27 protein-coding genes are annotated in these 24749 nt (G+C 39.5%); 20 read left to right on the top strand and 7 right to left on the bottom strand.

From position 1 onward, the window contains the following. Positions 1–3: 3 nt before the first annotated feature. From G9H60_RS03625 to purQ, 5 genes are all read left to right on the top strand, one after another. Positions 4–1296 (top strand): UDP-N-acetylmuramoyl-tripeptide--D-alanyl-D-alanine ligase, encoded by a 1293-nt coding sequence (locus G9H60_RS03625; RefSeq protein WP_317197217.1) that lies wholly within the window; start codon positions 4–6, stop codon positions 1294–1296. 135 nt (positions 1297–1431) lie between these two features. After that, the gene (gene ahcY / locus G9H60_RS03620) at positions 1432–2748 is read left to right on the top strand and encodes an adenosylhomocysteinase (RefSeq protein ID WP_223142735.1); all 1317 of its coding nucleotides are present in this window, start codon (positions 1432–1434) and stop codon (positions 2746–2748) included. A 103-nt stretch (positions 2749–2851) separates the two neighbouring features. Further along, the gene (locus tag G9H60_RS03615) at positions 2852–3235 is read left to right on the top strand and encodes a hypothetical protein (RefSeq protein WP_223142734.1); all 384 of its coding nucleotides are present in this window, start codon (positions 2852–2854) and stop codon (positions 3233–3235) included. A 36-nt stretch (positions 3236–3271) separates the two neighbouring features. After that, the gene (locus G9H60_RS03610; RefSeq protein WP_223142733.1) at positions 3272–4870 is read left to right on the top strand and encodes a M1 family metallopeptidase; all 1599 of its coding nucleotides are present in this window, start codon (positions 3272–3274) and stop codon (positions 4868–4870) included. Between the two features lie 56 nt (positions 4871–4926). Continuing rightward, positions 4927–5604 carry a phosphoribosylformylglycinamidine synthase I gene (gene purQ / locus G9H60_RS03605; protein ID WP_223142732.1) on the top strand — a complete coding sequence of 226 codons (678 nt, stop codon included), beginning with the start codon at positions 4927–4929 and terminating at the stop codon, positions 5602–5604. Positions 5605–5726: 122 nt separating this feature from the next. Here purQ and G9H60_RS03600 read toward each other — a convergent pair whose 3' ends face one another. The 3 genes from G9H60_RS03600 to G9H60_RS03590 form a co-directional block, all read right to left on the bottom strand. Further along, positions 5727–6335 carry a LolA family protein gene (locus tag G9H60_RS03600; protein WP_223142731.1) on the bottom strand — a complete coding sequence of 203 codons (609 nt, stop codon included), beginning with the start codon at positions 6333–6335 and terminating at the stop codon, positions 5727–5729. Between the two features lie 7 nt (positions 6336–6342). Next, positions 6343–8811: an FtsK/SpoIIIE family DNA translocase gene (locus G9H60_RS03595; protein ID WP_223142730.1), complete on the bottom strand. Its 2469-nt coding sequence runs from the start codon at positions 8809–8811 to the stop codon at positions 6343–6345. A 63-nt stretch (positions 8812–8874) separates the two neighbouring features. Then, positions 8875–9906: a quinone-dependent dihydroorotate dehydrogenase gene (locus tag G9H60_RS03590; RefSeq protein WP_223142763.1), complete on the bottom strand. Its 1032-nt coding sequence runs from the start codon at positions 9904–9906 to the stop codon at positions 8875–8877. 185 nt (positions 9907–10091) lie between these two features. Between G9H60_RS03590 and G9H60_RS03585 the strand changes: the two genes are divergently transcribed. Genes G9H60_RS03585 through G9H60_RS03575 form a run of 3 tightly spaced genes read left to right on the top strand, consistent with a single transcriptional unit; the run spans position 10092 to position 12694 of the window. Further along, positions 10092–11054, top strand: a complete 963-nt coding sequence (locus tag G9H60_RS03585; RefSeq protein WP_223142729.1) for an alpha-E domain-containing protein — start codon at positions 10092–10094, stop codon at positions 11052–11054. Between the two features lie 54 nt (positions 11055–11108). Continuing rightward, positions 11109–11843 carry a peptidase gene (locus tag G9H60_RS03580; RefSeq protein WP_223142728.1) on the top strand — a complete coding sequence of 245 codons (735 nt, stop codon included), beginning with the start codon at positions 11109–11111 and terminating at the stop codon, positions 11841–11843. Then, a complete protein-coding gene (locus tag G9H60_RS03575; RefSeq protein WP_223142727.1) occupies positions 11840–12694 on the top strand; it encodes a transglutaminase family protein in 855 nt (284 codons plus the stop codon). Before G9H60_RS03580 ends, G9H60_RS03575 begins: the two co-directional genes overlap by 4 nt. Here G9H60_RS03575 and G9H60_RS03570 read toward each other — a convergent pair. After that, positions 12691–13422, bottom strand: a complete 732-nt coding sequence (locus tag G9H60_RS03570; protein WP_109322535.1) for an MlaE family ABC transporter permease — start codon at positions 13420–13422, stop codon at positions 12691–12693. The two genes, G9H60_RS03575 and G9H60_RS03570, sit on opposite strands and share 4 nt — an antisense overlap. Positions 13423–13459: 37 nt before the next feature. On the opposite strand from G9H60_RS03570, the gene G9H60_RS03565 reads away from it, so the two are divergent. Genes G9H60_RS03565 through G9H60_RS03550 form a run of 4 tightly spaced genes read left to right on the top strand, consistent with a single transcriptional unit; the run spans position 13460 to position 16221 of the window. After that, positions 13460–14164 (top strand): SDR family oxidoreductase, encoded by a 705-nt coding sequence (locus G9H60_RS03565; RefSeq protein WP_223142726.1) that lies wholly within the window; start codon positions 13460–13462, stop codon positions 14162–14164. Continuing rightward, entirely contained in the window at positions 14164–14598 is a 435-nt protein-coding gene (gene tsaE, locus G9H60_RS03560; RefSeq protein ID WP_223142725.1) for a tRNA (adenosine(37)-N6)-threonylcarbamoyltransferase complex ATPase subunit type 1 TsaE, read from the top strand. Before G9H60_RS03565 ends, tsaE begins: the two co-directional genes overlap by 1 nt. Continuing rightward, positions 14595–15812 carry an alanine dehydrogenase gene (locus tag G9H60_RS03555; RefSeq protein WP_223142724.1) on the top strand — a complete coding sequence of 406 codons (1218 nt, stop codon included), beginning with the start codon at positions 14595–14597 and terminating at the stop codon, positions 15810–15812. The genes tsaE and G9H60_RS03555 overlap by 4 nt, the downstream gene beginning before the upstream one ends. A 4-nt stretch (positions 15813–15816) precedes the next feature. Further along, on the top strand, positions 15817–16221 hold the full coding sequence (locus G9H60_RS03550; RefSeq protein ID WP_223142723.1) for a hypothetical protein: 405 nt from the start codon (positions 15817–15819) through the stop codon (positions 16219–16221). A 95-nt stretch (positions 16222–16316) separates the two neighbouring features. Here G9H60_RS03550 and xerD read toward each other — a convergent pair whose 3' ends face one another. Further along, positions 16317–17231 (bottom strand): site-specific tyrosine recombinase XerD, encoded by a 915-nt coding sequence (xerD, locus tag G9H60_RS03545; RefSeq protein ID WP_223142722.1) that lies wholly within the window; start codon positions 17229–17231, stop codon positions 16317–16319. Positions 17232–17332: 101 nt separating this feature from the next. Here xerD and aroQ point away from each other — a divergent pair, with 101 nt between their 5' ends. The 8 genes from aroQ to mog are packed head-to-tail and all read left to right on the top strand — an operon-like array spanning position 17333 to position 23050. Next, entirely contained in the window at positions 17333–17758 is a 426-nt protein-coding gene (gene aroQ / locus G9H60_RS03540) for a type II 3-dehydroquinate dehydratase (RefSeq protein ID WP_223142721.1), read from the top strand. Position 17759: 1 nt separating this feature from the next. Continuing rightward, positions 17760–18824: an aminotransferase class V-fold PLP-dependent enzyme gene (locus G9H60_RS03535; protein ID WP_223142720.1), complete on the top strand. Its 1065-nt coding sequence runs from the start codon at positions 17760–17762 to the stop codon at positions 18822–18824. A gap of 1 nt (position 18825) precedes the next feature. Next, positions 18826–19395: a MarC family protein gene (locus tag G9H60_RS03530; RefSeq protein WP_223142719.1), complete on the top strand. Its 570-nt coding sequence runs from the start codon at positions 18826–18828 to the stop codon at positions 19393–19395. 2 nt (positions 19396–19397) lie between these two features. Further along, positions 19398–20024, top strand: coding sequence for a ribonuclease H1 domain-containing protein (locus G9H60_RS03525; RefSeq protein ID WP_223142718.1), 627 nt, complete (start codon positions 19398–19400; stop codon positions 20022–20024). Then, positions 20011–20727 carry a tRNA1(Val) (adenine(37)-N6)-methyltransferase gene (locus G9H60_RS03520; protein WP_223142717.1) on the top strand — a complete coding sequence of 239 codons (717 nt, stop codon included), beginning with the start codon at positions 20011–20013 and terminating at the stop codon, positions 20725–20727. Before G9H60_RS03525 ends, G9H60_RS03520 begins: the two co-directional genes overlap by 14 nt. A gap of 33 nt (positions 20728–20760) precedes the next feature. After that, the gene (locus G9H60_RS03515) at positions 20761–21726 is read left to right on the top strand and encodes a glycosyltransferase family 2 protein (RefSeq protein WP_223142716.1); all 966 of its coding nucleotides are present in this window, start codon (positions 20761–20763) and stop codon (positions 21724–21726) included. Between the two features lie 2 nt (positions 21727–21728). Next, on the top strand, positions 21729–22526 hold the full coding sequence (locus G9H60_RS03510) for a tRNA threonylcarbamoyladenosine dehydratase (RefSeq protein ID WP_223142715.1): 798 nt from the start codon (positions 21729–21731) through the stop codon (positions 22524–22526). Further along, positions 22523–23050, top strand: a complete 528-nt coding sequence (gene mog / locus G9H60_RS03505) for a molybdopterin adenylyltransferase (RefSeq protein ID WP_223142714.1) — start codon at positions 22523–22525, stop codon at positions 23048–23050. The genes G9H60_RS03510 and mog overlap by 4 nt, the downstream gene beginning before the upstream one ends. On the opposite strand, the gene G9H60_RS03500 is transcribed toward mog, so the two are convergent. Both G9H60_RS03500 and folP read right to left on the bottom strand, forming a co-directional pair. Next, positions 23047–23862, bottom strand: a complete 816-nt coding sequence (locus tag G9H60_RS03500) for an aminotransferase class IV (RefSeq protein ID WP_223142713.1) — start codon at positions 23860–23862, stop codon at positions 23047–23049. The genes mog and G9H60_RS03500 overlap by 4 nt on opposite strands. Next, positions 23840–24709, bottom strand: a complete 870-nt coding sequence (gene folP / locus G9H60_RS03495) for a dihydropteroate synthase (RefSeq protein WP_262899934.1) — start codon at positions 24707–24709, stop codon at positions 23840–23842. The genes G9H60_RS03500 and folP overlap by 23 nt, the downstream gene beginning before the upstream one ends. Positions 24710–24749 lie beyond the last annotated feature (40 nt).

The following is a 24749-nucleotide window of genomic DNA, read 5'->3' as shown; positions in this document are numbered from 1 at the left end:
ATTATGATGAAGACCTCTAATGTAACACTTTTAGAAAGATTTTTACAAGCTAGCGGTGTATCTACGGACACACGCAAGATAGCTCCAGGTAATCTATTCTTTGCTCTAAAAGGTCCCAATTTTAATGCCAACCAATTGGCAGAAGAAGCATTATCCAAAGGTGCTGCTTATGCTGTGATAGATGATGAGGCTTATGCTCATATCCCAAACACACTTTTAGTGGATGATGGATTACGAGCATTGCAAGATTTGGCTAGACTTTACCGACAAACCTTAGCCATTCCAATCATCGGATTAACGGGGTCAAATGGTAAAACGACAACCAAAGAACTTTTATTTTCAGTTCTATCTCAGAAGTTTCATTGTTTTGCCACCAGTGGTAATTTAAATAATCACATTGGTGTACCGCTCTCCATTTTAGCCATTCAAGCCAGCCACGAAATAGCGGTGATTGAAATGGGAGCCAATAAGCAAGGGGATATTCAGGAATTGGTGAACATAGCCCAGCCGACCCATGGATTGATTACCAACATTGGGAAAGCACATTTAGAGGGTTTCGGTGGAATAGAAGGAATCAAGAAGGGAAAAGGCGAATTGTTTGATTTCTTAGCACATCATGAAGGAACGGTGTTTTTGCCTTATGACAAAAACGTAGTGCATGATATGCATGCCGAACGACTATTTAAAAGTACCATCATTGCCAATGAAGCCTTGTATACTGAATTGGTGGAGGCTAAACCTACTGTGGTTTACCAGACTAAGGAAGGCCTACAAGTTCGAAGTCATCTACCTGGTATTTATAATTTTGAAAACATACAAATGGCATTGGCCGTGGGCAAACATTTTGGCCTTACAGATGAGCAATGTCATGAGGGTATTCGGACTTATATCCCAACCAATCACCGTTCTCAGTATATTCATATTGGTAGCAATCAAGTTTTAATGGATGCATACAATGCTAATCCATCGTCGATGGCTGCCGCAATCCAACATTTTGCCGAGACAGAAATCAATCCAAAAATTGTCATTTTGGGTGATATGTTCGAATTGGGAGATGCTTCTGCGGAAGAACATGCAGCATTAGGTGCGTTGATTGCCCATCAAGGATTTGATAAAGTTTTATTGGTAGGTCAGCACATGCAACATGCTCTGGTTCATTTACCAAAGGCTTATTATTTTCCTGATAAATTTGGCTTACACAATTGGCTACAGGACCATCCTATCAAAAACAGTTATTTATTAGTGAAAGGCTCGCGGGGTATTTCACTGGAAAGTGTGCTGCCTTTTTTGGAATAATTGACAGCTGAATATTTGCATAGAAATGCTGATGATTCAAACCTTATTTCCATTAAATAATTAAGATTTCCTCTTTATCAAAAAAAGAACTAATTTTGCACTTTATTAAGAAAATTCAATTCAACATCATACACAATGGCATCACAATCCGGTACTTACGTACCATTTAAAGTTAAAGACATTGCATTGGCCGACTGGGGTCGTAAAGAGATTCAATTAGCAGAAGCAGAAATGCCAGGATTAATGGCTTTACGTGCTGAATTTGGAAAAGCTCAACCTTTAAAAGGAGCACGCATCGCAGGATGTTTGCACATGACTATCCAAACAGCGGTTTTGATTGAAACACTAACTGCTTTAGGAGCAGAAGTTACTTGGTCTTCTTGTAACATTTTCTCTACACAAGATCACGCAGCAGCGGCTATTGCAGCAGCTGGAATTCCAGTTTATGCTTGGAAAGGCATGAATGAGGAAGAGTTCAACTGGTGTATTGAGCAAACTTTGTTTTTCGGAGAAGAAAAACAACCCTTGAACATGATTTTGGATGATGGTGGTGATTTAACCAACATGGTATTTGATGAGTATCCAGAATTGATTCCTAACATCAAAGGACTATCTGAGGAAACTACAACGGGAGTTCACCGTTTGTATGAGCGTATGAAAAATGGTACTTTATTTTTACCAGCGATCAACGTAAACGACTCCGTAACAAAATCTAAATTTGATAACAAATACGGCTGTAAAGAGTCATTGGTGGATGCGATTCGTCGTGCTACTGACTTAATGTTAGCTGGTAAAGTGGCTGTTGTAGCAGGATATGGTGACGTAGGAAAAGGTAGTGCTGAATCATTACGTGGTGCTGGTTGCCGTGTATTGGTAACTGAAATTGACCCAATCTGTGCATTACAAGCTGCTATGGATGGTTTTGAGGTTGTGACTATGGATGAAGCAGCTAGTCGTGCTAACATCTTTGTAACAGCAACAGGTAACGTGAAAATCATTCGTGATCGTCACTTCAAAGCGATGAAAGACAAGGCTATTGTTTGTAACATCGGACACTTTGACAATGAAATCGACATGGCTTGGTTAAATGATAACTACGGTGCATCAAAAGACCAAATCAAACCACAGGTGGATATGTATACCATTGATGGCAAAAACATCATCGTTTTAGCAGAAGGACGTTTAGTAAACTTAGGTTGCGCTATGGGTCACCCATCTTTTGTGATGTCGAACTCATTCTGTAATCAAACTTTAGCTCAATTAGAGCTATGGGCTAATTCAGCGAATTACGAGAACAAAGTATACATCCTTCCTAAGCATTTGGATGAGAAAGTAGCTTTCTTACACTTGGCACACATTGGTGCTAAATTGGAGAAATTAGAGAAAGATCAAGCGGAATACATTGGTGTACCACAAAATGGTCCATTCAAGCCAGAGCATTACCGTTACTAGTCTTTTTTGAGATTATATTTCAAAAGCCACCTTCGCCAGAGGGTGGCTTTTTTGCTTTCAAGTGATTCTTGGGCTACTTTTACTTTTAAACTTCCCATGACCAATGACTGAATATCCCAATCCAGACTATTATTTTAAAGTGGAGTATGGAAAACTTGAGATGTCTTTTCTGGAGATTAATGGTTTAGATGCTACATCAAATGGCAAGAAAGGTTCTACAATTGAACTAAGTAAAGGCCTTTGCCCCAATAATAGTTTATTTGAAAGCTTGATATTGTCGAATTTCAGTGGAGGTTTAGACAAAAAAATACACGTTAAAACGCTCAAGATTACATTAATGAATACCAATAGAGAGGCTATCCGTATTTGGGAATATAAAGATTCTTATCCTACAACATGTAAAATATCAAATTATGAAACAGAATCAGGCTATTGTGTCATTGATAGACTAATATTTAACTATAATTACTGGACCCGTAAACTTTAATATATAGAATTTGACATCTAAATTTTAAAATTCAACATGCTAAAGAAACTTTCCTTTCTATTACTATTTTCCTATACCCTCTCCGCCCAAAAATTCAGTCATGCGGATAGTCTAAGGGGCAGTTTAAGGCCTGCGCGTACTTCCTATGATGTGCTCCACTATGATTTGAAAGTGAAGGTCGACCCCGAGAAAACCTACATCACGGGCTCTAATATCATCCAGTTTGTGGTGAAAGAGAAGACAAAACAAATCCAAGTGGATCTGTTCTCCAACTTGACCATTGACCAAATTATTTTTGAAAACAAAACCCTAACATACCGTCGAGATGGCAATGCTATTTTCATTGACTTCCCTAGAACCCTCCTAGTAAAACAAAAGCACCAGATTCAAATTTCTTACCAAGGACAACCGCGCAAGGCTGTTCGTCCACCTTGGGATGGTGGTTTTTCTTGGACCAAAGACCCGGTAGGCAAACCTTGGGTAACTGTATCTTGTGAAGGTCTAGGTGCATCAGCTTGGTGGCCTTGCAAGGATCATCCAGGAGATGAACCTGAATCCATGGATATTCGTATCGAGGCCCCCAAAGGCCTAATGGCAGTTTCTAATGGTAATTTAGTAGCCAGCACACCTACTCCATTCGGTACAGAATACCATTGGAAAGTACAATACCCCATCAATACCTACAATGTTTCCGTCAATATTGCCGACTATGCCCATTGGTCAGAAAAGATGATTCAATTGAATGGCAAGCCCTTGGATTTGGATTTTTATGTTTTACAAAGCAATGCTGAAATAGCTAAAAAACATTTCCAGCAGAGTCAAGAAATGCTACGCATCTTTGAAAAATACTTTGGCCCCTACCCTTTCCCCATAGATGGCTATGCGCTTGTAGAAACAGATTATTGGGGAATGGAACATCAAAGTGCCGTGGCCTATGGCAATCATTACAAAAACAACGCCTATGGCTTTGATTTCATCATCGTACATGAGTCAGCCCATGAGTGGTTTGGAAATTCCATCTCCTGCACGGATCATGCCGACTTGTGGATACATGAAGCCTTGGGAACTTATGCGGAAGCCATTTATTTGGAAGAAAAATCAGGTAAAGAGCAGGCTCAGTCCTATTTGAACGGACAAAAAAACAATATTAAAAATCGCTTTCCCATCATTGGCCCTTATGGTGTCAATTACCAAAGTCCAGATTCTGATATGTATTTCAAGGGTACTTGGATGTTTCATACGCTGCGGTCCATCGTGGCAGATGATAAGCTTTGGTTCAGCACCATCAAAGATTTTTGTTTGACCTTCTACCATAAAAATACGAATGCCGAGGAAGTGCTTAATTTCTTTGAAAAGAAGTTGAAACGAAACGTAAAGTCCATCATGTCTCAATACCTGAATCGGGCAGATATTCCTATGTTGGTATATCAACTGAAAGAAGCTAACGGAGTGTATACATTGCGCTACAAATGGAAAAATGTAGCTGGAGAAATTGACTTACCCATTGAAATAAAACATAAAGAGGGATTGGGAGAAAGAATACATCCTACTGACACCTGGCAACAAATAAAGTTGACCGAAGCACCCGAATGGGACTTTGAGCATTTTTTATTCCAAGTAGAAAAGCAAATTTAATCGGGGAATTCTGAACAAAAACCGCTATTTTTGCGGTCAATATTTAATAGCATCTTATGAAATTTGGCGTAGTAGTATTTCCTGGTTCCAATTGCGATGATGATACCGTTGGGGTCATTGAAAGTTTAGGTCATCAAGCTGTGAAGCTTTGGCATAAAGAAACTAGTCTTCAGAACTGTGATTTCATCATTTTACCGGGTGGATTCTCGTATGGCGACTACCTACGTTCGGGTGCCATTGCCCGCTTTTCTCCCATCATGGACAATGTGATTAAACATGCTAATGATGGTGGATATTTGATGGGTATTTGCAACGGGTTTCAAGTATTAGTAGAGGCACACTTGTTGCCAGGAGTTTTATTGAGAAACAATTCTCAAAAATTCATCTCAAAGAACATTTATCTAAAGGCAGCCACAAATCAGTCTTTGATTACACAGTCTTTGGATTTAAACAACGCGTATAAAATACCTATCGCGCATGCGGAAGGACGTTATTTCGCAGATGAAAAGACATTGGAAGATTTAAAAGCCAATGATCAAATCCTATTTTACTATTGTGATGAAAATGGTCAAGTAAACGATGCGGCTAACCCTAACGGCAGTTTATTCAATATCGCAGGTATTTGCAATGCTGGCCGCAATGTGATCGGTATGATGCCTCACCCGGAGCGTGCGGCAGATCCAGATTTAGCGAATATTGATGGCTTGGAGATTTTGAAACAATTGGTCTTATAAATGGTGAATGGTAAAAGATAAATTATAAATGAAAAGCCCTGAAATTCAGGGCTTTTTTACTTTACGGTATAGGGGATTATCTATTCGAAATCATCCTCCATTTATAATTCATAATTTACAATTTACCTGAGGTCATTCACCTCCACACCAGGGTATTGCTTTTTATCAAATGTAAAAAACTTATCATCCAAGGATTTAGATTCTATTTTCAATACTTTGAAATTCTGCTTCTTACCTGCTTTATTGATAATCGTCCATTCCTTTACTGCATGATCGGCTTTGTTTATTTTAATGCTAATTTTTTGCATTTGTGCGGTTTTGGAAGTTGGCATCATTTCAACAGTTGCTATCGAACCAGCATCACTCGCCAAGGAAATTTTATAGGCTTTTTTATCAAATGAATAAATCTTAGCCGGATTCAAATCATTATCTGCCGGATCAAAGGCCGAAACGTTAACCTCATTGATTTCTTTAATGTAAGTGGATACTTCCTTACCATTATTAAAAATCTCTTGTCCAGCGGTCTTTAAACGAAACTTGGTTCCTTTCACAGAAATAGATCCATTCATCGAAGCACCGCCCTCAGTGGCATAAGAAAAACTCGCCGCAAAAGAGGACATCGCTTTGTACTTTTTTTGCATCCCGTCAATGTAACTGATGGCTTTAGAAGCCTGAGCAAAACTGATGGTACTAATACATACTCCGGCAATAATAGCTATAATTTTCTTCATGGTTATGTTATAAATTTCTCAAAATCTCTTCCAATTCTGTTTCACTTTTCACTAATACATCGCGGGCCTTAGAACCGCCAAAAGAACCAACTATTCCCGCAGCTTCCAATTGATCTATCAATCTTCCAGCCCGGTTGTAACCCAATTTTAGTTTTCGTTGAATCAAAGAGGTAGACCCTTGTTGATGCATCACCACCAACCGTGCAGCTTCATCAAAAAAGGAATCTCGATTACTCAAATCCATATCACCTCTTTCTTGTCCACCAGTTTCCTCCGAATCCGGTTCAGGCAATAAATACGCCGAGGCATATCCTTGCTGATTTCCAATAAATTCACATATCTCTTCCACCTCAGGTGTATCCACAAAGGCACATTGCAAACGTATCACTTCAGAACCCATGGATAACAACATATCTCCTTGTCCAACCAATTGATCCGCTCCGCCTGCATCTAAAATCGTTCTGGAGTCGATTTTCGACATTACCTTAAAGGATAAACGTGCAGGGAAGTTGGCCTTAATAGTACCTGTAATAACGTTCACCGATGGACGCTGGGTTGCAACAACCAAGTGAATACCAATGGCACGTGCTAATTGAGCCAAGCGGGCAATCGGATGCTCTACCTCTTTTCCTGCGGTCAACATCAAGTCGGCCAACTCATCAATCACCAACACGATGTATGGCATGAAATCATGATCATTCGGGTTCAAACGTCGATTGATAAACTTTTGGTTGTATTCTTTGATATTACGACATCCCGCATCTTTCAACTTATCATACCGCAAGTCCATTTCCTTACACAAGGAATTCAAAGTACTTACCACTTTTTTTGTATCGGTAATAATGGCCTCCTCAGAATCAGGCAGACATGCTAAGAAGTGTCTTTCCAACTTATTGAATAAAGACAATTCCACTTTTTTGGGATCAACCAACACAAACTTCAAAGTAGCTGGATGCTTCTTATAAATAAGCGAAGTCAAAAGCATATTTAAACCCACCGACTTACCCTGACCTGTAGCTCCGGCCATCAATAAGTGAGGCATTTTGGCTAAATCAGCTACAAAAATCTCGTTAGAAATGGTTTTACCTAAGGTGACAGGTAAGTCGAAGTTCGACTTTTGGAATTTCTCTGAACCAATCACCGCACGTACAGGAACCATTTCTCGGTTCTTATTCGCTACCTCAATACCAATGGTATTCTTTCCTGGCATTTGACCAATAATACGAACCCCCATAGCTGCTAAAGAAAGGGATAAATCATCTTCCAAAGAAGTAATTTTACTGACACGAACTCCTGCTTTGGGAACAATCTCATACAAGGTTACCGTTGGTCCAATCGTCGCCTCAATCTTGGATATTCCAATGCCATAATACTGAAGTGTCTCCACGATTTTCTCCTTGTTCTCCTTTAGCTCATCCATGGTTACTTGGGTCGTCTGATTTTTTACATCATACTCCTTGAGTAAATCCAAAGTTGGATATTGGTATTTTGGTAAATCAGCCGTAGGATCATATAAACCAAACTGAGCTACTAGATCATTAGCTTTGGTTTCAGTAGTGAGTTCTTCCACTTCCTCCACAGGAGCATTTGGGTCCACTTCTGCTACTTTGTAGGTAAAAGTTAAATCTTCTTCCACAGGTACCTCAGGAACATCCTCAGTGGACAACTCCTCATCCAATTCCTCTACATCTGAATTCACTTTTAAAGGAGGGACTATCGGCCTGAATTTCTCTAAATCATCATTATCGACATGAATGCTTGGATCTTCATCAAACAAGTCTTCTTCAAATAAAGCATCTTCACCATTGGGAACCAAAGGCATTTGAGCTGAATCATCTGCACCTGGCACATCAGCTAGGGATTGAGCCTTAGGCTTAGGGTTTAACTGATAGAATAAAATCATGAAAACCAAGCCAGCAAACAGGATGACAAAAATGGACATGTAACCAATCAACTGATGCAATTTCTCATTCAAGAAAAAACCAACACCTCCACCTAAAGAATGCGGCAAATCCAATTGATAGGATAAAAATCCAGCCACCAAACTACCCCAAATCACATAAAAAAGAACCTGCCAAGATAGGCGGTCCACAGAATATATTTCTTTTCTAAAACCTACTTTTAAACCTGATAATAAGAATAAGGGTATCAATAAAATTGATGACCAACCGAATGTCCTAAACAAGAAGAAATGGGCGATTTTTGCTCCTAACAGTCCTGCCAAATTTTTCACCGGAATATCCGAACCTTCAATGACATCGAGTGTACTACGCTCAACTTCACTTTGATCTGCAACTCCCATGAAGAAACTAGAAGCAAAGGCTACGGCTAATAAAAAACCCGTTAAAAATAAAAAGCTGGCGATAATAAGGCGAATACGGCCCGACAATTCACTCCTCTTTACAGATTCCTTATTGCTATCCTTCTCAAAATTCAGTTGGAGGGTATTGCTAGGACTAGTAATCTTTTTGGCCATAAAGGTGTAGGGTGAATGCTTTGTGTAAATTTCGCTTTTTTGATTCGATTTACAAAATCATTTTTACAGTCCGGATTGAATGATTCCCTGATTGATTTTTTTAATTAAACAAGGGCCCTCATAAACGAAACCCGTGTATACTTGAACCAAGCTAGCTCCTGCTCTCAACTTATCTAAAGCATCCTCAGCAGAATGTATCCCTCCTACTCCGATAATCGGTATTTTACCCTGGGAATGTTGGTATAAATAAGCAATCACTTCTGTGGAACGCTGGGTTAATGGCTTGCCACTCAAGCCCCCTGTTTCTTGGCATAGGCTTGCATCCGACTGCAATCCTTCTCTAGAAAGTGTTGTATTAGTCGCTATGATTCCTGCCAAATTTGTTTCCTGTACTATTTCCAATACATCATCCAATTGCGCATTCGACAAATCCGGTGCAATTTTCAGTAAGATGGGTTTTGGACTGGGTTTAAGTGCATTCAAAGCTTGTAATCGACTCAATAATTTCTTGAGTGGTTCTTTTTCTTGTAAATCGCGCAAATTGGGCGTATTGGGAGAACTTACATTGACAACAAAATAATCCACTACATCAAACAAAGCTTCAAAACCCAAGCAATAATCTTCTTCTGCCAATTCATTGGGCGTCACTTTATTCTTTCCCAAATTCCCTCCCACTATCACTTTGGAAGTTCGCTTCGCCAATCGGGCTTTCATAGCATCCAACCCTTCATTATTAAATCCCATGCGATTAATCAATGCATGATCAGCTGGTAAACGAAATAATCTTGGTTGTGGATTTCCATCCTGAGCCTTGGGTGTAACCGTTCCTACTTCAATGAACCCAAAACCTAAATTGGAAAACTCATCCACCAAGGAAGCATTTTTATCAAATCCAGCTGCCAAACCTACAGGATTCGGAAATTGTATACCAAACACCGTACGTGTTAAGCGAGGATCTTCCAACTGAAACAAAGAGCTGAAAATGGATTTCACTCCTGGAATCTTCATCATCCAGCGTAAACTGTCTGCCACTACATAATGAGCTTTTTCTGGACTCAACTTAAATAGCAGGGGCTTAATGATGGATTGGTACAACATAGATTAAATTTAATTTACCTCAAAAATACAAAAATTGGGCTGGAAAGAGGAAACTCTTCCCCATAAAATCCAAATTTTGTCTTCATATTCAATTTTCTGCCCGCCTCAATGGCTACTCTTAAAAAAAAGGCTAATTTTAAATATCATTCGAAAAATCAAGCATTTAATAAAAACAAAAGCCTATGTTAAGTCGTGTTGCTAATTCCATCTATTGGATGAATCGATACATTGAAAGAGCGGATAATTATGCCCGTTTTATCTCTGTTAATTTCAACCTTGCCTTAGATCTTCCTCCCAATGTTCCCGAACAATGGGAACCGCTCATTGTAGCTACTGCTGACCATTTTAATTTCTTTGAGCATTATTCAGAGGCAAGCCGGGAGAACGTATTGCACTACATGACATTTGACATTAAAAACCCTAACTCCATTATATCTTGCCTGTATTGCGCCCGTGAAAATGCTCGGACCATCCGCGAAAGTATATCTAAAGAGATGTGGGAGTATGTCAATCAAATATATTGGAAAGTTAAAGACAAAGTAGAAGGAAGTAAAAACTGGGAAATATCGCGTTATCAAGGATTTTTAGAAGAAATCAAATCAGGTAGTCAATTGTTTTATGGCATTGTCGACTCCACTATTACCCGAGGTGAAGCTTGGCATTTTGGACAATTAGGCAAGTTGTTGGAGCGGGCCGACAAAACCACGCGATTTTTAGATGTGAAGTACTTTACGCTTTTACCAGATGTCAATGAGATTGGTTCTCCATTGGACTTATTGCTTTGGTCAGCAGTGTTAAAGTCCGTTTCAGCATACAACATGTTTCGTCAGCAATATAAAGTGGTTAATCCAACGCATATTGTAGAGTTTTTGATTTTAGACAAAAACTTTCCTCGATCAGTCGTGCATTGTTTGAAAGAAGCTCAATCTTCCCTGTATGACATTTCAGGTACTTCATCCGACAATGGCTTTTCCAATCCAGCCGAAAAGAAACTATCCAAACTCCTTTCAGAAGTGGAATTCACTGAAATTGATGATATTTTAAGTACCGGTTTACACCAATACTTAGATAATTTTCAAATCAAAAATAATGAGGTTGGAGAAACTATTTTCAATACCTATTTTGACCTAAAACCGGTCAACTAAGCCATAGCTTAGTTTAAAATTTGTATTTTTGCGCACATTTTTGATTTGCATCTCATGACATTTTGCCTAGGAATTAAGGTTAAAGAAGGTTTAGTAGCCATTGCCGACACACGTATTACTGCCGGAAACGAAGTTTACTCGAATAAAAAAATATCCATTCACGAAGTACAAAAGCATAGTTTATTTATCATGACAGCCGGTTTACGCTCTGTACGCGATAAAGCGGTAACTTATTTTAATCAAGCGATTGAAAAAGAAGAAGCGAGCTATGACTTTATGTTTGAAGCAGCAACAGCCTTTGGCAATATGCTGAAAAAAGTAGCATCAGAAGATAGGGACTCCTTAGAAAAAGAAGGTTACCAATTTAATCTTCATGCCTTAGTGGGAGGACAAATGAGTCAAGATAAAGAACATAAGCTCTTTTTGATTTTTCCTGAGGGAAATTGGATCGAAATCAATGAAGGATTGAAATATCAAATCATTGGTAATTCTAACTATGGAAAGCCTTTGCTAAATCGTAACTTGACCGCAGAAACCTCCTTAAAAGATGCCCTAAAAATGGGTTTTCTTTCCTTTGATGCCACCCAAGTTAGTTCCAACGACGTAGATTATCCAATTGATGTGGTGGTCTATGAAAAGAATAGTTTTCATGCCAAAGAAATCCGATTAAGCAAAGAAGATATGCAAAACATATCGGATGATTGGAACATTGCCTTGCGAAAATCTTTGGAAGGAATTGATGAAAAATGGATGGAAAACCTCATTTCTCTTAGCCCCAAGCCTGCATGATCGCGCACATTCAACACCGTTTGAATTATCGATACAGTGAACTCGTGACACTAGATCCGCATGTCTTGTATTTGCATCCAAGAAAAAGTTCCATGTTGTCTGTCAACTCCATCAGTTTAGACATCCAACCTTTGCCGGTTCAGATTTCAAAAAACCTGGATCCAGAAGGGAACATTCAAAATATTTTATATTTCAAGCAGCCTACTGATTATTTAAGCATATACATGGAAGCGGTAGTGGAAACGACCGAATTCAATCCATTTGATTTTGTCTACTTCCCTTTTGAAAGTCAAAAGCTCCCGCTTCAATACAGTCCTAGTTACCAAAGAACTCTAAGTCCGTATTTGACGCAAGATGCCATCAGTCCTGATATTGATGCCTGTGCTCAACAATTAGCCAAGGCTGTTCTTTGGGACACTTCCGCCTTTCTTTCAGCGGTTAACGAGTTTATATTCCAAAACTTTGCCTACGAAATCCGAGAAGAAGGTGCTCCGCACAGTCCAGAAATAACCCTTCAAAACAGAAGAGGCTCTTGTCGAGACTATGCCGTCCTTTTTGCTGCATTATGTCGTGCCATGGGCCTAGCCACGCGCTTTGTTTCTGGTTATTACATTGGAATTGCACCAGTGGATGTCCCAAATCAAACCCACCATTTGCATGCTTGGGTTGAGGTTTATTTACCTGGTGGCGGCTGGCGAGGTTATGACCCTACCCAACATGAAGTAGTCTCAGGTAATCATATTCCATTAGCGGCCTCTTGTCTTCCAGAAGAAATCACACCAGTATATGGCACTTACCGAGGTATCGCTATATCTAGTTTGGAAACGGAAGTTAAGATGCAAAGAATCTAGCCGACTAATAATTGGGCCAATAAATAATCGGCGATTAATACCGCAATACATGAATTAGTGACCGCGGCCGTACTTGCCTTTCCTACTTCATAAGCTCCTCCTTTGGTATAAAAACCCTGAAATGAAGCGATTGAAGCAATTAAAAAGGCAAAAACCACAGATTTTACTAAGGCAAAAAACATGTAATTTCCTTTGAATTGGAACTGAATTCCATGAATGTATTCTTGAGGAGAAATGGCACCAGTTAACCATCCTGCAATATATCCACCATAAATACCCAAGAAACAAGCAAGTGTAACGAGCATAGGAAAAGTAATAACAGAGGCCAAAATTTTAGGTAATACCAAATACGACTGAGAGTTAATACCCATTACTTCTAAGGCATCTATTTGTTCTGTTATGCGCATGGTACCTAATTGACCAGCTATACTAGAGCCCACTTTTCCACTCAATACCACGCAAGTGATAGTTGGACCTAATTCCAATAAGGTAGAATCACGCACGATCAAACTGATGATGTACTGCGGAACAAAAGGATTATCCATATTGGCGGCAGTTTGAACGCAAGTAACCGCCCCTAAAAAAGAAGCTACGATGGTGACAATCAACAAAGAGTTGATTCCAATATCCATGCATTCCTGAATCACTAATGATACATAGACCCTAAATTTCTCAGGATTTGTAAAAAGCTTACCAAGGAAGATTAAATATTTGCCTAATTTTGACATGCGTTGGATTAATTGAGCGCAATAAGACTCAAATATAATGAACAAAACGGTAGTAATCAGCGGAGGTAGTCAGGGAATTGGCAAAGCTTTGGTGAAAAAATTCATCTCGGAAGGATTTAAGACCTTTACTTGTTCCCGTAAGGCAGCCAGTTTAGCTGCTCTGAGTGAGGAAATCAACAGTCCTTTACTACACACTTTTGTAGCCGATGTTAGTCAAAAAGATCAAACACAGGCTTTTGCTCAATTTGTGTTGGAACACAGTCCGAAGGTAGATGTATTGATCAATAATGCTGGATTTTTCCTTCCTGGGCAAATTCAAAATGAGGATGAGAATGTGTTAGAGCGACAAATTGAAACCAATCTATATTCTGCCTACCATTTAACCAGGGCCTTATTACCTAGTTTTCAAAGCCAACAATCAGGACATATTTTCACCATATGTTCAACTGCTTCCATCACAGCCTACACTCAAGGAGGCTCTTATTGCATCAGTAAATTTGCACTCTTAGGTTTTACTAAAGTTTTACGAGAGGAATTGAAAACCCAAGGTATTAAAGTGACAGCAATCTTGCCGGGAGCCACCTTAACCCCTTCTTGGGATGGAGTCAATTTACCAGCAAGTCGATTTATTCCCGCCGAAGATATTGCCTCCACCATTTGGGCTGCTTACCAAATGGCTCCTTCTACCGTGTTAGAAGAAATATTGATTCGTCCACAATTAGGAGATATTGACTTAGACTAATGAAACAAGTATTTAGCGCGACTTATAGCTTAGAAGATTTACCCGCCGTGGTAAAAGAATGGATAGCCATTAGCACCCAATTCCCTTCCGTTTATCTATTTCGTGGACAAATGGGAGCAGGAAAAACCACATTGATTAAGGAATTTTGTAGACAATTGAGTGTTTTACAGTCAGTTCAAAGTCCTACTTTTTCTTTGGTCAATGAATACCAAAATGCAGCTGGTGATATCATCTATCACTTTGACCTCTACCGATTGAAAAATGTTCGAGAAGCTTTAGACATAGGTATTGAAGAATACCTAGATTCTGGTCATCTTTGTTTAATTGAATGGCCAGAGCAAGCCGAAGAATTGTGGGATTTTCCACACATAGAATTAAATATCAGTACAAAAGATGAGAAGCACCGTCATCTTACAGCAATTTGGCACGCATGATGGAATCTAATCCTTTTCAAGAATTATTAGCACAACAAGGCATCATGCCCATGGAGGCAATGGCTTGGACCAAACAAAATGCACGAAGTATTTTGATTGGTATACCCAAAGAACATGCCAAATTCGAAAACCGCATCGCACTTAGCCCACATGCGGTCCAATTATTGGTAGCCAATGGCCATGAGGTAGTCTTGGAAAAATCCGCCGGGGAGCGTTCTGGCTTTTCTGATGCCGATTATTTACTAGCTGGAGCATCAATAACGGAAGACATTGCCCAAGTATGGCAATCACCATTGGTCATTAAAATAAGTCCCCCTAGCGAAAAGGAAATTGAGTTAATGAAATTAGGTAACTGCCTGATTTCCTGCGCCTCTTACCATCATTTGTCGGTGGAAATCATCGATAAAATCATACAAAAGAAAATCCTAGCTATAGGTTTAGAATATGCCGAAGATAATGGCGGAGGTTTCCCATTTGTGAAAATCATGGCAGAAATAGCGGGGCAACTCGTTTTACCTATCGCTTCTGAAATATTACGTAAGGAACATCAGCCAGGTATTTTATTGGGCAATGTAACCGGTGTACCCCCATGCAAAATGGTACTTTTAGGATCAGGACAAGTGGTGGAACAAGCAGCTCGAGCAGCCTGGCACGCTGGCATTCAAGTTCAAGTATTTGATAAAGACATCTATAAATTACAGCGATTGAAGCAAAGTTTAGGCTTTCCGCTTATCACCCAAGTGATTGATTCGGAAAACTTACCCAAAGCTTTGCAAGAAGCACAAGTCATTGTAGGTGCCTTGCGTTCAGATAACGGCATTACACCCTGCATCGTAACGGAAGAAATGGTGAGCAAGCTGAAAGAAGGAACCTTGATCATGGATGTGTGCATCGACCAAGGTGGCTGTTTCGAAACATCATTTACCACCAATTTGGGAAATCCTACCTTCACCAAACATGGAGTAATTCATTATTGTGTCCCCAATATTCCTTCTCAGGTAAGTCAAACCACAAGTTTGGCCATCAGCAATTTGATTACTTCATTTTTATTGAAAGCAGGTAAAACGGGAGGTGTAGAAGAAATGCTCTGGCAAGGAAAATCCTTCATGAAGGGCGTATATGCCTATAAAGGTTACATCACGCATCCTATGATCGGTAAACTATTTCATAAAGCGGTGAAAGACATCCAATTATTATTACTAAGTAAGAGTTAACATTATGATTGAAGATTATCAAGCCCTGTCCAACGCACCCAACTCTCCTGACTTGAATGGCAAGTACTTGGGGTTAATTTCCAGTGATTTCATCTTGGTATCTGAACTCTTGAAGGAGGCTTCCTACCAAATTAAGAAGAGAGGTTTTTCTGATTTTCCTGTTTTTGTGACCTCACAAAGACCTATTGAAATTGGTCAAAAATTGATCGGTGTGAACGAAATGAATGGCAACAAGTGGAATTACCATGCTTCTACTTTGGAGGAATTTCTTCAAAGAGGTTTAGTCGCCGAAGAAAACAAAGAGCTATTTGTTCAAAATTATAAGGATATTGAAGAATTCGCCTGCCTATTCGTGGTCGACGGCCAGTTTACAAATTTTGTGTTTATTCCTTTTCCGGAGGAAATGTAGAAATTAGTTATTTGTTATAAGGGATTAGGGATTAAGAAACCTAAGTAACAGATAACTAAAAACTAATAACTATTCTACATTCTTCATTCTACATTCTACATTCTCCACTCTTTATTCAGCGGATGAAAATCCCTCACCATCTGGCTTAAATATGCTCGATCTAAATGGGTATAGATTTCTGTAGTCAGAATGGATTCATGACCAAGCATTTCTTGCACAGCACGAAGATCCGCTCCTCCTTCTATTAAATGGGTAGCAAAGGAATGTCGGAATGTATGAGGACTAATGGATTTTTCAATCCCAGCTTTAGCAGCTAAATCCTTGCAAATAATAAAGACCATCACCCGACTCAAAGAGCCTCCTCGCCTATTCAAAAAGACAACATTCAAGGCTTCTTTCTTGACTGGAATTTGTGAACGTACCGACTCCAAATAAATTCTCAAATAACGGAAAGCATCTTTTCCCGCTGGCACCAATCTTTCCTTATCTCCTTTTCCCCGCACTTTTAAGAAACCTATATCCTCATATACATCCGTCAACTTTAAATTAGTCAATTCCGAAACCCGCATACCTGCTCCATACAACATTTCTAACATGGCTCGATTACGCACTCCCTCTGGAGTCGACATATCATTCTGTTCCAAAATCTGGTTGATTTCATCAAAAGAGAGCGTATCAGGAAGTTTCCTTCCTTGCTGGGGACTCTTGATATGTAAGGTGGGATCTTGTTGTATGCTCCCTTCAAATTGAAGAAAATGAAAGAAAGAACGGATGCCCGACAAGCACCTCGCCTGTGTACTTGCTTCGATGCCTAATCCATGTAAATCTTTCAAAAAAGCCAGCAAATGTACTTCTCTCACTTCATCAATCGGCAAATCTTCCCCCAAGCTACTGGCTAAATAGGTGGCTAATTTGCTAACATCCCGTAAGTATGCCTCATGCGAATGGCCCGACAAGCCTCGCTCAATCTTTAAATAGTTTCCAAACGAACGGATTTCCTTTTCCCACATGGGCTTTTTATTGAAACAAACATGTAAATTTAGAAGAATTACGTAATTTTAAACCTTGACGGACGTTTTAAAATCCGTTGATGTAAGCAAAACCCATTGATATGGTACGACAAAAAATATTGATTCTTAATGGTCCCAATTTGAACCTATTAGGAACGAGAGAACCAGAAATATATGGTCATCAGACCTTTGAACAATACCTAGAAGTACTGAAAGATAAATTCGGAAATGAATTGGAATTGGAATATTTTCAATCCAATAGTGAGGGTGCTATGATAAGCAAATTGCATGAAGTAGGTTTTTCTTATGATGGCATTTTATTGAATGCAGGTGGATACACCCATACTTCCATTGCCTTGGCAGATGCGGTTTCAGCTATTTCTACCCCCGTAATAGAGGTGCATATTTCCAACGTTCATGCCAGAGAATCTTTCCGTGCACATTCTTACTTAAGTCCAAAATGCAAAGGAAGCATCATTGGTTTTGGATTGAGAAGTTATGATTTAGGCCTATACTCCTTTATTTAACATGCTGTCTTTTTACCCTGGTCCTTCCAAAGTCTATCCTCAAACTTTGGGCTTCATCCAAGAAGCGTATGAGCAGGGAATTGTGAGCATCAACCACCGCAGTGCCCGCTTTGAAAGCTTGTTGAAAGAAACCCTTGAAAACCTGCACCAAAAGTGGGATATCCCATCCGAATACACCATTTACTTCATATCTTCTGCTACAGAAGCCTGGGAAATCGTGGCACAATCTTTGATGGAGAAGAAAAGTCTACATTTGTACAATGGAGCTTTTGGTAAAAAATGGGCTCATTATGTGGAGCAAATTATACCGGATTCAAGTAGCTTAGAATTTGGCTTAAATGAGTCTTTATCGGAGTTTGCTACAAGTATTTCAGCTGTTCTTAAATCTGAAGTGGACACGCTTTGTTTAGTACAAAGTGAGACCTCCAATGGAACAGGACAAGTAATTCATCGAAAGGAATTGGGGTTTTCATCCGATTGCTTGATTGCTGTAGATGCTACATCCTCTATGGGAGGTATTGAACTTCCATGGTCTGAAGCTGATGTATGGTTAGCGTCCTGTCAAAAATGCATGGGCATTCCAGCGGGCTTAGGCGTATTAATCTGTTCTCCCAAAGCCTTGGAAAGAGCTGAAAAGCTGAACAGAAAAGATCATTACAATAGCATTCTTTTAATGGAGCAAAATAGAAAATTGTTCCAAACACATTATACCCCCAATGTTTTGGGTATTTACTTACTAAATCGCTTAAGCCAATCGCTTCCTCCGATTCAAGAAATACACCAACATACCTTACAAAAAATGGCCATTTGGGAAGATTTCTGGAAGCATCAAAGCTCTTTCGAATTTGATTTTTTGGTAGAAAATCAGGCACTCCGACTACCCACTGTACTCGCTTTACAAGGGGAATCATCTGAGGTAAATCGTATTTTCCAATTAGCCGAACAACATCAAATTGATTTAGGAAAAGGATATGGTACTTGGAAAAATAATACCTTTCGTATTGCCAATTTCCCAAGCCATACGCTAGAAGATATACACTCGCTCATACAATTTATACAAGCTTAACATGCACTTCAACTTAAAAGAAATTATTTCTTCTTCCCTAATTCTGTTCTCCGTGATCGATATCTTGGGCTCCATTCCCATCATTATTGATCTACGAAAAAAGAATGGAAGCATTCATGCTGAGCAAGCTACCTTAGTGTCTGGGGCCATCATGATTGGATTCTTTTTTGCAGGTAAATTCATCTTGCATTTGTTAGGAGTTGATACCAACTCCTTTGCTGTAGCTGGGGCATTGATCATCTTTTTGATTGGTTTAGAAATGACTTTAGGGAGAAACATTTTCAAAGCAGAAGAAATACAAGGGGGTACCCATTCCATTGTTCCTCTAGCATTTCCTGTTATTGCAGGGGCAGGCACCATGACCACCTTGATTTCCTTAAAATCGCAGTTTGAAGAAGAAAATATCATCATCAGTATCTTGATAAACTTAATCTTCATCTACCTCGTATTACGTAGCAGCGTTTGGATAGAAAAGAAATTAGGTAACGTAGGAACCCAAATCTTACGCAAGGTTTTTGGGGTCATCTTAATTGCCATTGCCATTAAAATCATCAAGACCCGATTGTTCTAAGCATGAGTAAAAAGCAAAAATACTATGTCATTTGGGCAGGACATGAAACAGGGATTTTTGATTCCTGGGGCAAGGCTGAAAAGTTAATTAAGAATTTTCCGGGAGCTCAATACAAATCATTTGACACAAAGGCAGCAGCTGAAGAAGCCTTCAAAAAAAACTATTGGGCCAGTATTGATACGGCTAAAAAGACTAGTGTTAAAAAGAGCATTCATTCCCAAGCCATCATTACCCCAAGTATCTCGGTTGATGCAGCATGTTCGGGTAATCCCGGCGTTTTAGAATACCAAGGTGTTAACACAGAAACCAAAGAAGTACTTTTTGCACAAGGGCCTTATCCCATTGGAACTGTCAATCTTGGTGAATTTTTAGCCATTGTACACGGTTTGGCATATTTGAAAAAAATCGACTGCCCTTTTCCATTGTACTCTGATTCTAGAACGGCCATTGCTTGGGTTAGAAATAAGGCCATCAAAACCAATTTGGAACGTAATGCGGAAACGGAAGAGTTGTTCCAAAGAGTAGATAAAGCCATTGCATGGTTGAAAGGCAATTTCTACCAAACAAAAATATTGAAATGGGAAACAGAACATTGGGGTGAAAATCCAGCGGATTATGGCAGAAAGTAGGTCCATTTTTCAATTCAAACAATTTCAACTAGCCCACGGAAATCCAGGACTTAAAATCAGTACGGAAGCCTGTCTTTTTGGTGCTTGGATATCCCCAGGAAACGCGCAACATGGCTTGGATATAGGTACAGGCTGTGGATTATTGGCACACATGCTATGTCAAAAATCACCTATTTTACAAATAGAAGCCCTAGAAATCATTCCTGAAGTGACTGAATTAGCTGAACAAAATGCAGAACAGGGCCCTTTCAAGAAACAAATCAAGGTAATTCTAGGGGATATTAAATCATGGACTACAAACCATCCATATGACCTTATTCTGTGTAACCCTCCATTTTTTACCAAACATTTAGCTGCATCTGATAGCTCCAAGCAAGCTGCCATACATGCAGATTATTTATCTCCCGAAGACTTAGCATTTGCCATTCAACAACATCTAACAGATTCTGGTCAATTTGCAGTACTTTATCCACCTTATGAAATGGGTATTTTCTTACAAGCCTTAGAAAAAAGAGGTTTATTTGCCAATCAGATAGCTGATATTATTCCCAAACCAGGGGCTAAGGTACTTCGACAAATGCTTCTGGGGTCTCGACAAAAAATGGTGGTTTCTACGGAGCAAATTCATATTCGGGATGAAATGGGCAACTACCACCTTGATTTTCAAGAATTATTAAAACCTTACTATTTAATTTTCCCCTAAAATAATAACCAAGCTTTTTGTATTTTTGTCAACATGCAAGATTCTACGCTACAAATTTCCATCGTCGTCCCCCTCTACAATGAGGCTGAATCGCTTCCTGAGCTATGTGCTTGGGTTGATCGGGTTATGCGGGCCAATCATTTCTCCTATGAAATGATATTTGTCAACGATGGCAGTCGGGATGAATCTTGGGAAGTATTGAAATCCCTATCGGTGCAATATCCCAGTTTAAAAGCTAGTTCTTTTGCCCGTAATTACGGTAAATCGGCAGCTTTGCATGAAGGTTTCTCCAAAGCACAAGGATCTGTTGTAATAACCATGGATGCCGACATGCAAGACTCCCCTGACGAGATTCCTGCTTTATATCAAATGATTACCCAAGATGGTTATGATTTAGTGTCTGGTTGGAAACAAAAACGTTTTGATCCCTTGTCTAAAACCATCCCTACCAAATTGTACAATGCCGCTACCAGAGCGCTTTCAGGGGTATATTTACATGATTTCAACTGTGGATTGAAAGCTTATAAATTAGAAGTCATTAAGACTTTACGCTTATATGGTGAAATGCATCGCTACATTCCCGTTCAGGCCAAATGGAACGGTTTTTCAAAGATTGGTGAAAAGGTAGTACAGCATCAAGCCAGAAAATACGGAGTGACCAAATTCGGCTTAGAGCGTTTCTTATATGGCTTTTTGGATTTACTTTCCATCACATTTGTTCAGACTTTTGGCAAAAGACCCATGCACCTATTCGGTAGCTTAGGAATTCTTTCCTTCTTTTCTGGAAGTATTATCACCTTGTGGCTCATAGGCGAAAAACTGTACAATATCACCCAGCATTTAAAATACCGCAATGTGACGGATAATCCTTTGTTCTTTTTGGCATTGGTGGCAATCATATTGGGAGTTCAATTATTTTTAGCTGGCTTCATTGGTGAGCTGATGGTGACCAATTCAGACAAAACAACCGATTATCAAATCAAGGAAGAAATATCCTAAATATGAGTACAAAAGACCTTCGTTGGCTGAGTCGCTCGGAACTTCTCATTGGAGAACAAGGCATTCAGCAATTACAAAATGCCCATGTATTAATTGTAGGACTAGGGGGAGTTGGATCCTTTGCCGCTGAATTTATTGCTAGAGCGGGAGTAGGAACCATGACCATCGTGGATGGTGATGTGGTAGATCCAACCAATAGAAACCGACAATTGCCTGCTTTAGCCACCAACCATGGTGTAGCTAAAGTGAAAATCATGGCGGAGCGCTTAAAGGCCATCAACCCTGATTTAGTTTTGCATGAGCATGAGACTTTTTTAAGTCCAGAAGCAGCAAAAGACATCTTAGAAAAAACAAAATACGATTACGTCATGGATTGCATAGATTCGGTCACACCAAAATTGACCTTATTAAAAACGGCCTATGACTTAGGATTGAACATCGTTAGTTCCATGGGAGCGGGAGGAAAATTAGATCCAACCAAACTCAAAACAGCAGATTTGTTGGATACCCGGGAATGTTATTTGGCATCTTTGGTAAGAAAGCGTATCCGTAAAATGGGCGTTTCTCGAGGTATTAAAGCAGTTTATTCTCAGGAAAAAGTAAAAGATGAATCACTAATCCTCACAGATGGGTCCAATTTCAAAAAATCGGCATATGGAACCATTTCCTATTTGCCAGCGGCATTTGGTGGTGTTTGTGCATCCGTTGTGATACGTGACTTACTGAATGAGCCTATTCCCATGGAAAAAAAGCCCAAAGCCTTCATTAAAATGGAGCAAAAAAATAAACAAAAGAAATGATCAAAATAGGAGTTATCAATGTTTCTGACCGTGCCAGTGCGGGTATCTACGAGGATATTCCGGGTAAGGCCGTCGTAGAATTACTCAAGGAATACTTGATTTCAGATTTTGAAGTTGTTTATGCGGTCATTCCCGATGAGCAATCACTTTTGGAACAAACCATGTGCCAAATGGCCGATGAAGCAGAGGCTTGTTTGATTGTCACTACAGGCGGAACAGGCCCAGCTCTGCGTGATGTTACCCCTGAAGCTACAGAAGCTGTATGCCAAAAGATGATGCCTGGTTTTGGAGAATTGATGCGACAGGTGAGTTTACAATACGTTCCTACGGCTATATTAAGTCGCCAAACTGCTGGTATTCGGGGTAAATCTTTGATAGTTAATTTACCTGGAAAACCCAAAGCCATTCGTCAATGCCTTGAAGCGGTGTTCCCAGCAATTCCATATTGCATTGATTTGATTGGAGGCCCATTTTTAGTGTGCAATGAAGCCAACATGAAAGCCTTCCGACCTCCTTCTTCCTAATTTTCGTGTTGGATTAATAGGTCATACAATTTTGCTGTCAGGCTTCCTCTCCTTCCATCGGAGATGATGCTATCATCAATTTGAAGAATAGGTACCACTCGTTTGGTACTCCCAGTTGTAAAGACTTCATCTGCCTGCTTAAATGCATCTAAACTCACATCTTGTACCTTAACTTCCATAAAGGAAGAAGCCAAATCGATTACGTGTTTTCGAGTAATTCCTTCCAAGATATGTTGAGCTGGAGTATATAAAACCCCATCCTTCACACAAAACAAATTACTTCTGGATGATTCTGAAACACCAAATTCTTGGGTGTGGTAAATCAAATCATCAAAACCTTGCGATTTAATGATACTCCAATTTCGGATGGCATAAGCGTAGTTCAAGGATTTAATATCTGCCATTTCTCTAACATAATTCCTACTAGCCAATTTCATACCATGGATAGGATCCATGAATTGAAACTCATTGGGAATGATGAACAATTGACTTTTCCCTTGGGGTTCAAATCCATTGGAGGAATCACCACCCGTTAAGACCATTTTGATGCCTAAGCATTCTACTTCTGACTTCGCCGCAATCTCATGAATTAAGCCAGCAAGTTGCTCTTTACTATAAATATGGGCAATTCCCATTTTATCAGCCGAGGCTAAAAAACGATCTAGGTGATCGGATAGAAAAATAGGTCTACCTCGCATGACTCTAAAAAAGTCAAATATGCCAAATCCCCTTAAAAAGCCAACATCTTGAATGCCAACGTACACCTGATCTGGATCTATCCAGTGATGATTATGATAAATTGGGTAAACCATTTTCTTGTAATTTCTTCACTATTTGAATCACTTGACGAGCTTCTTTCACATCATGTACCCGCAAGATTTGGGCACCTTGTTGCAATGCAAGCGTATGCAAAACTGTTGTTCCATTCAATGACTCATCTGCTTTCGTTCCTAGCACTTTTTGAATCATGGATTTCCTTGAAATCCCCACTAAAAGAGGCACACCTAAACGAGTAAATTGATGCAACTGTGCCATCAATTGATAATTTTGATCCAAAGATTTAGAAAAACCAAAGCCCGGGTCCAATATCACATCCTTAGCACCTAAAGTGTGTAAAATATTGATTTTTTTTGCCATATCTAACCAAACATCTTCCACTACATGTGTATAATCAGGAACCTGATGTACTTGAGAAAAAGCCCCAACACTATGCGTTAAAATATAAGGAACTTGATTTTCCGCTACCCATTCAAATATACCTTCATCCATTTGCCCACCACCAACATCATTAAACCAATCAGCTCCTGTTTGAATGGCGGCTTGTGCAACAGATAAACGATAGGTGTCTACTGATAAACATATGTTTGGAAAGGCTTTGCGCAATTCTTCAATTACAGGAAGAACCCGGTCCTGCTCCTCTTGAGCAGAAACAGCTTGCGCATCTGGCCGAGTAGAATGTCCTCCTACGTCCAAAATACTAGCTCCCTCCTCTATCATTTGAGCAGCCAAAGCTATACAATCGTCGATAACGCCCACTCGACTTGCCGAGAAAAAAGAATCGGGCGTAGCATTCAATATACCCATGATTTGGGGTATCTGAAGATCAATCAATCCCGACTTATATCGAATTGTTTGAAAAGATGGAAAAAGAGCTTCCAAATGAGCTGAAATTTAGGATAATTTAAATATTTTTGTAGTC

The organism is Aquirufa aurantiipilula (genome assembly GCF_019923745.1).
Taxonomy (GTDB): domain Bacteria; phylum Bacteroidota; class Bacteroidia; order Cytophagales; family Spirosomataceae; genus Aquirufa; species Aquirufa aurantiipilula.
The sequence above is the reverse complement of the archived record's forward strand: the minus strand, read 5'-3'. Positions and strand labels throughout refer to the sequence as shown.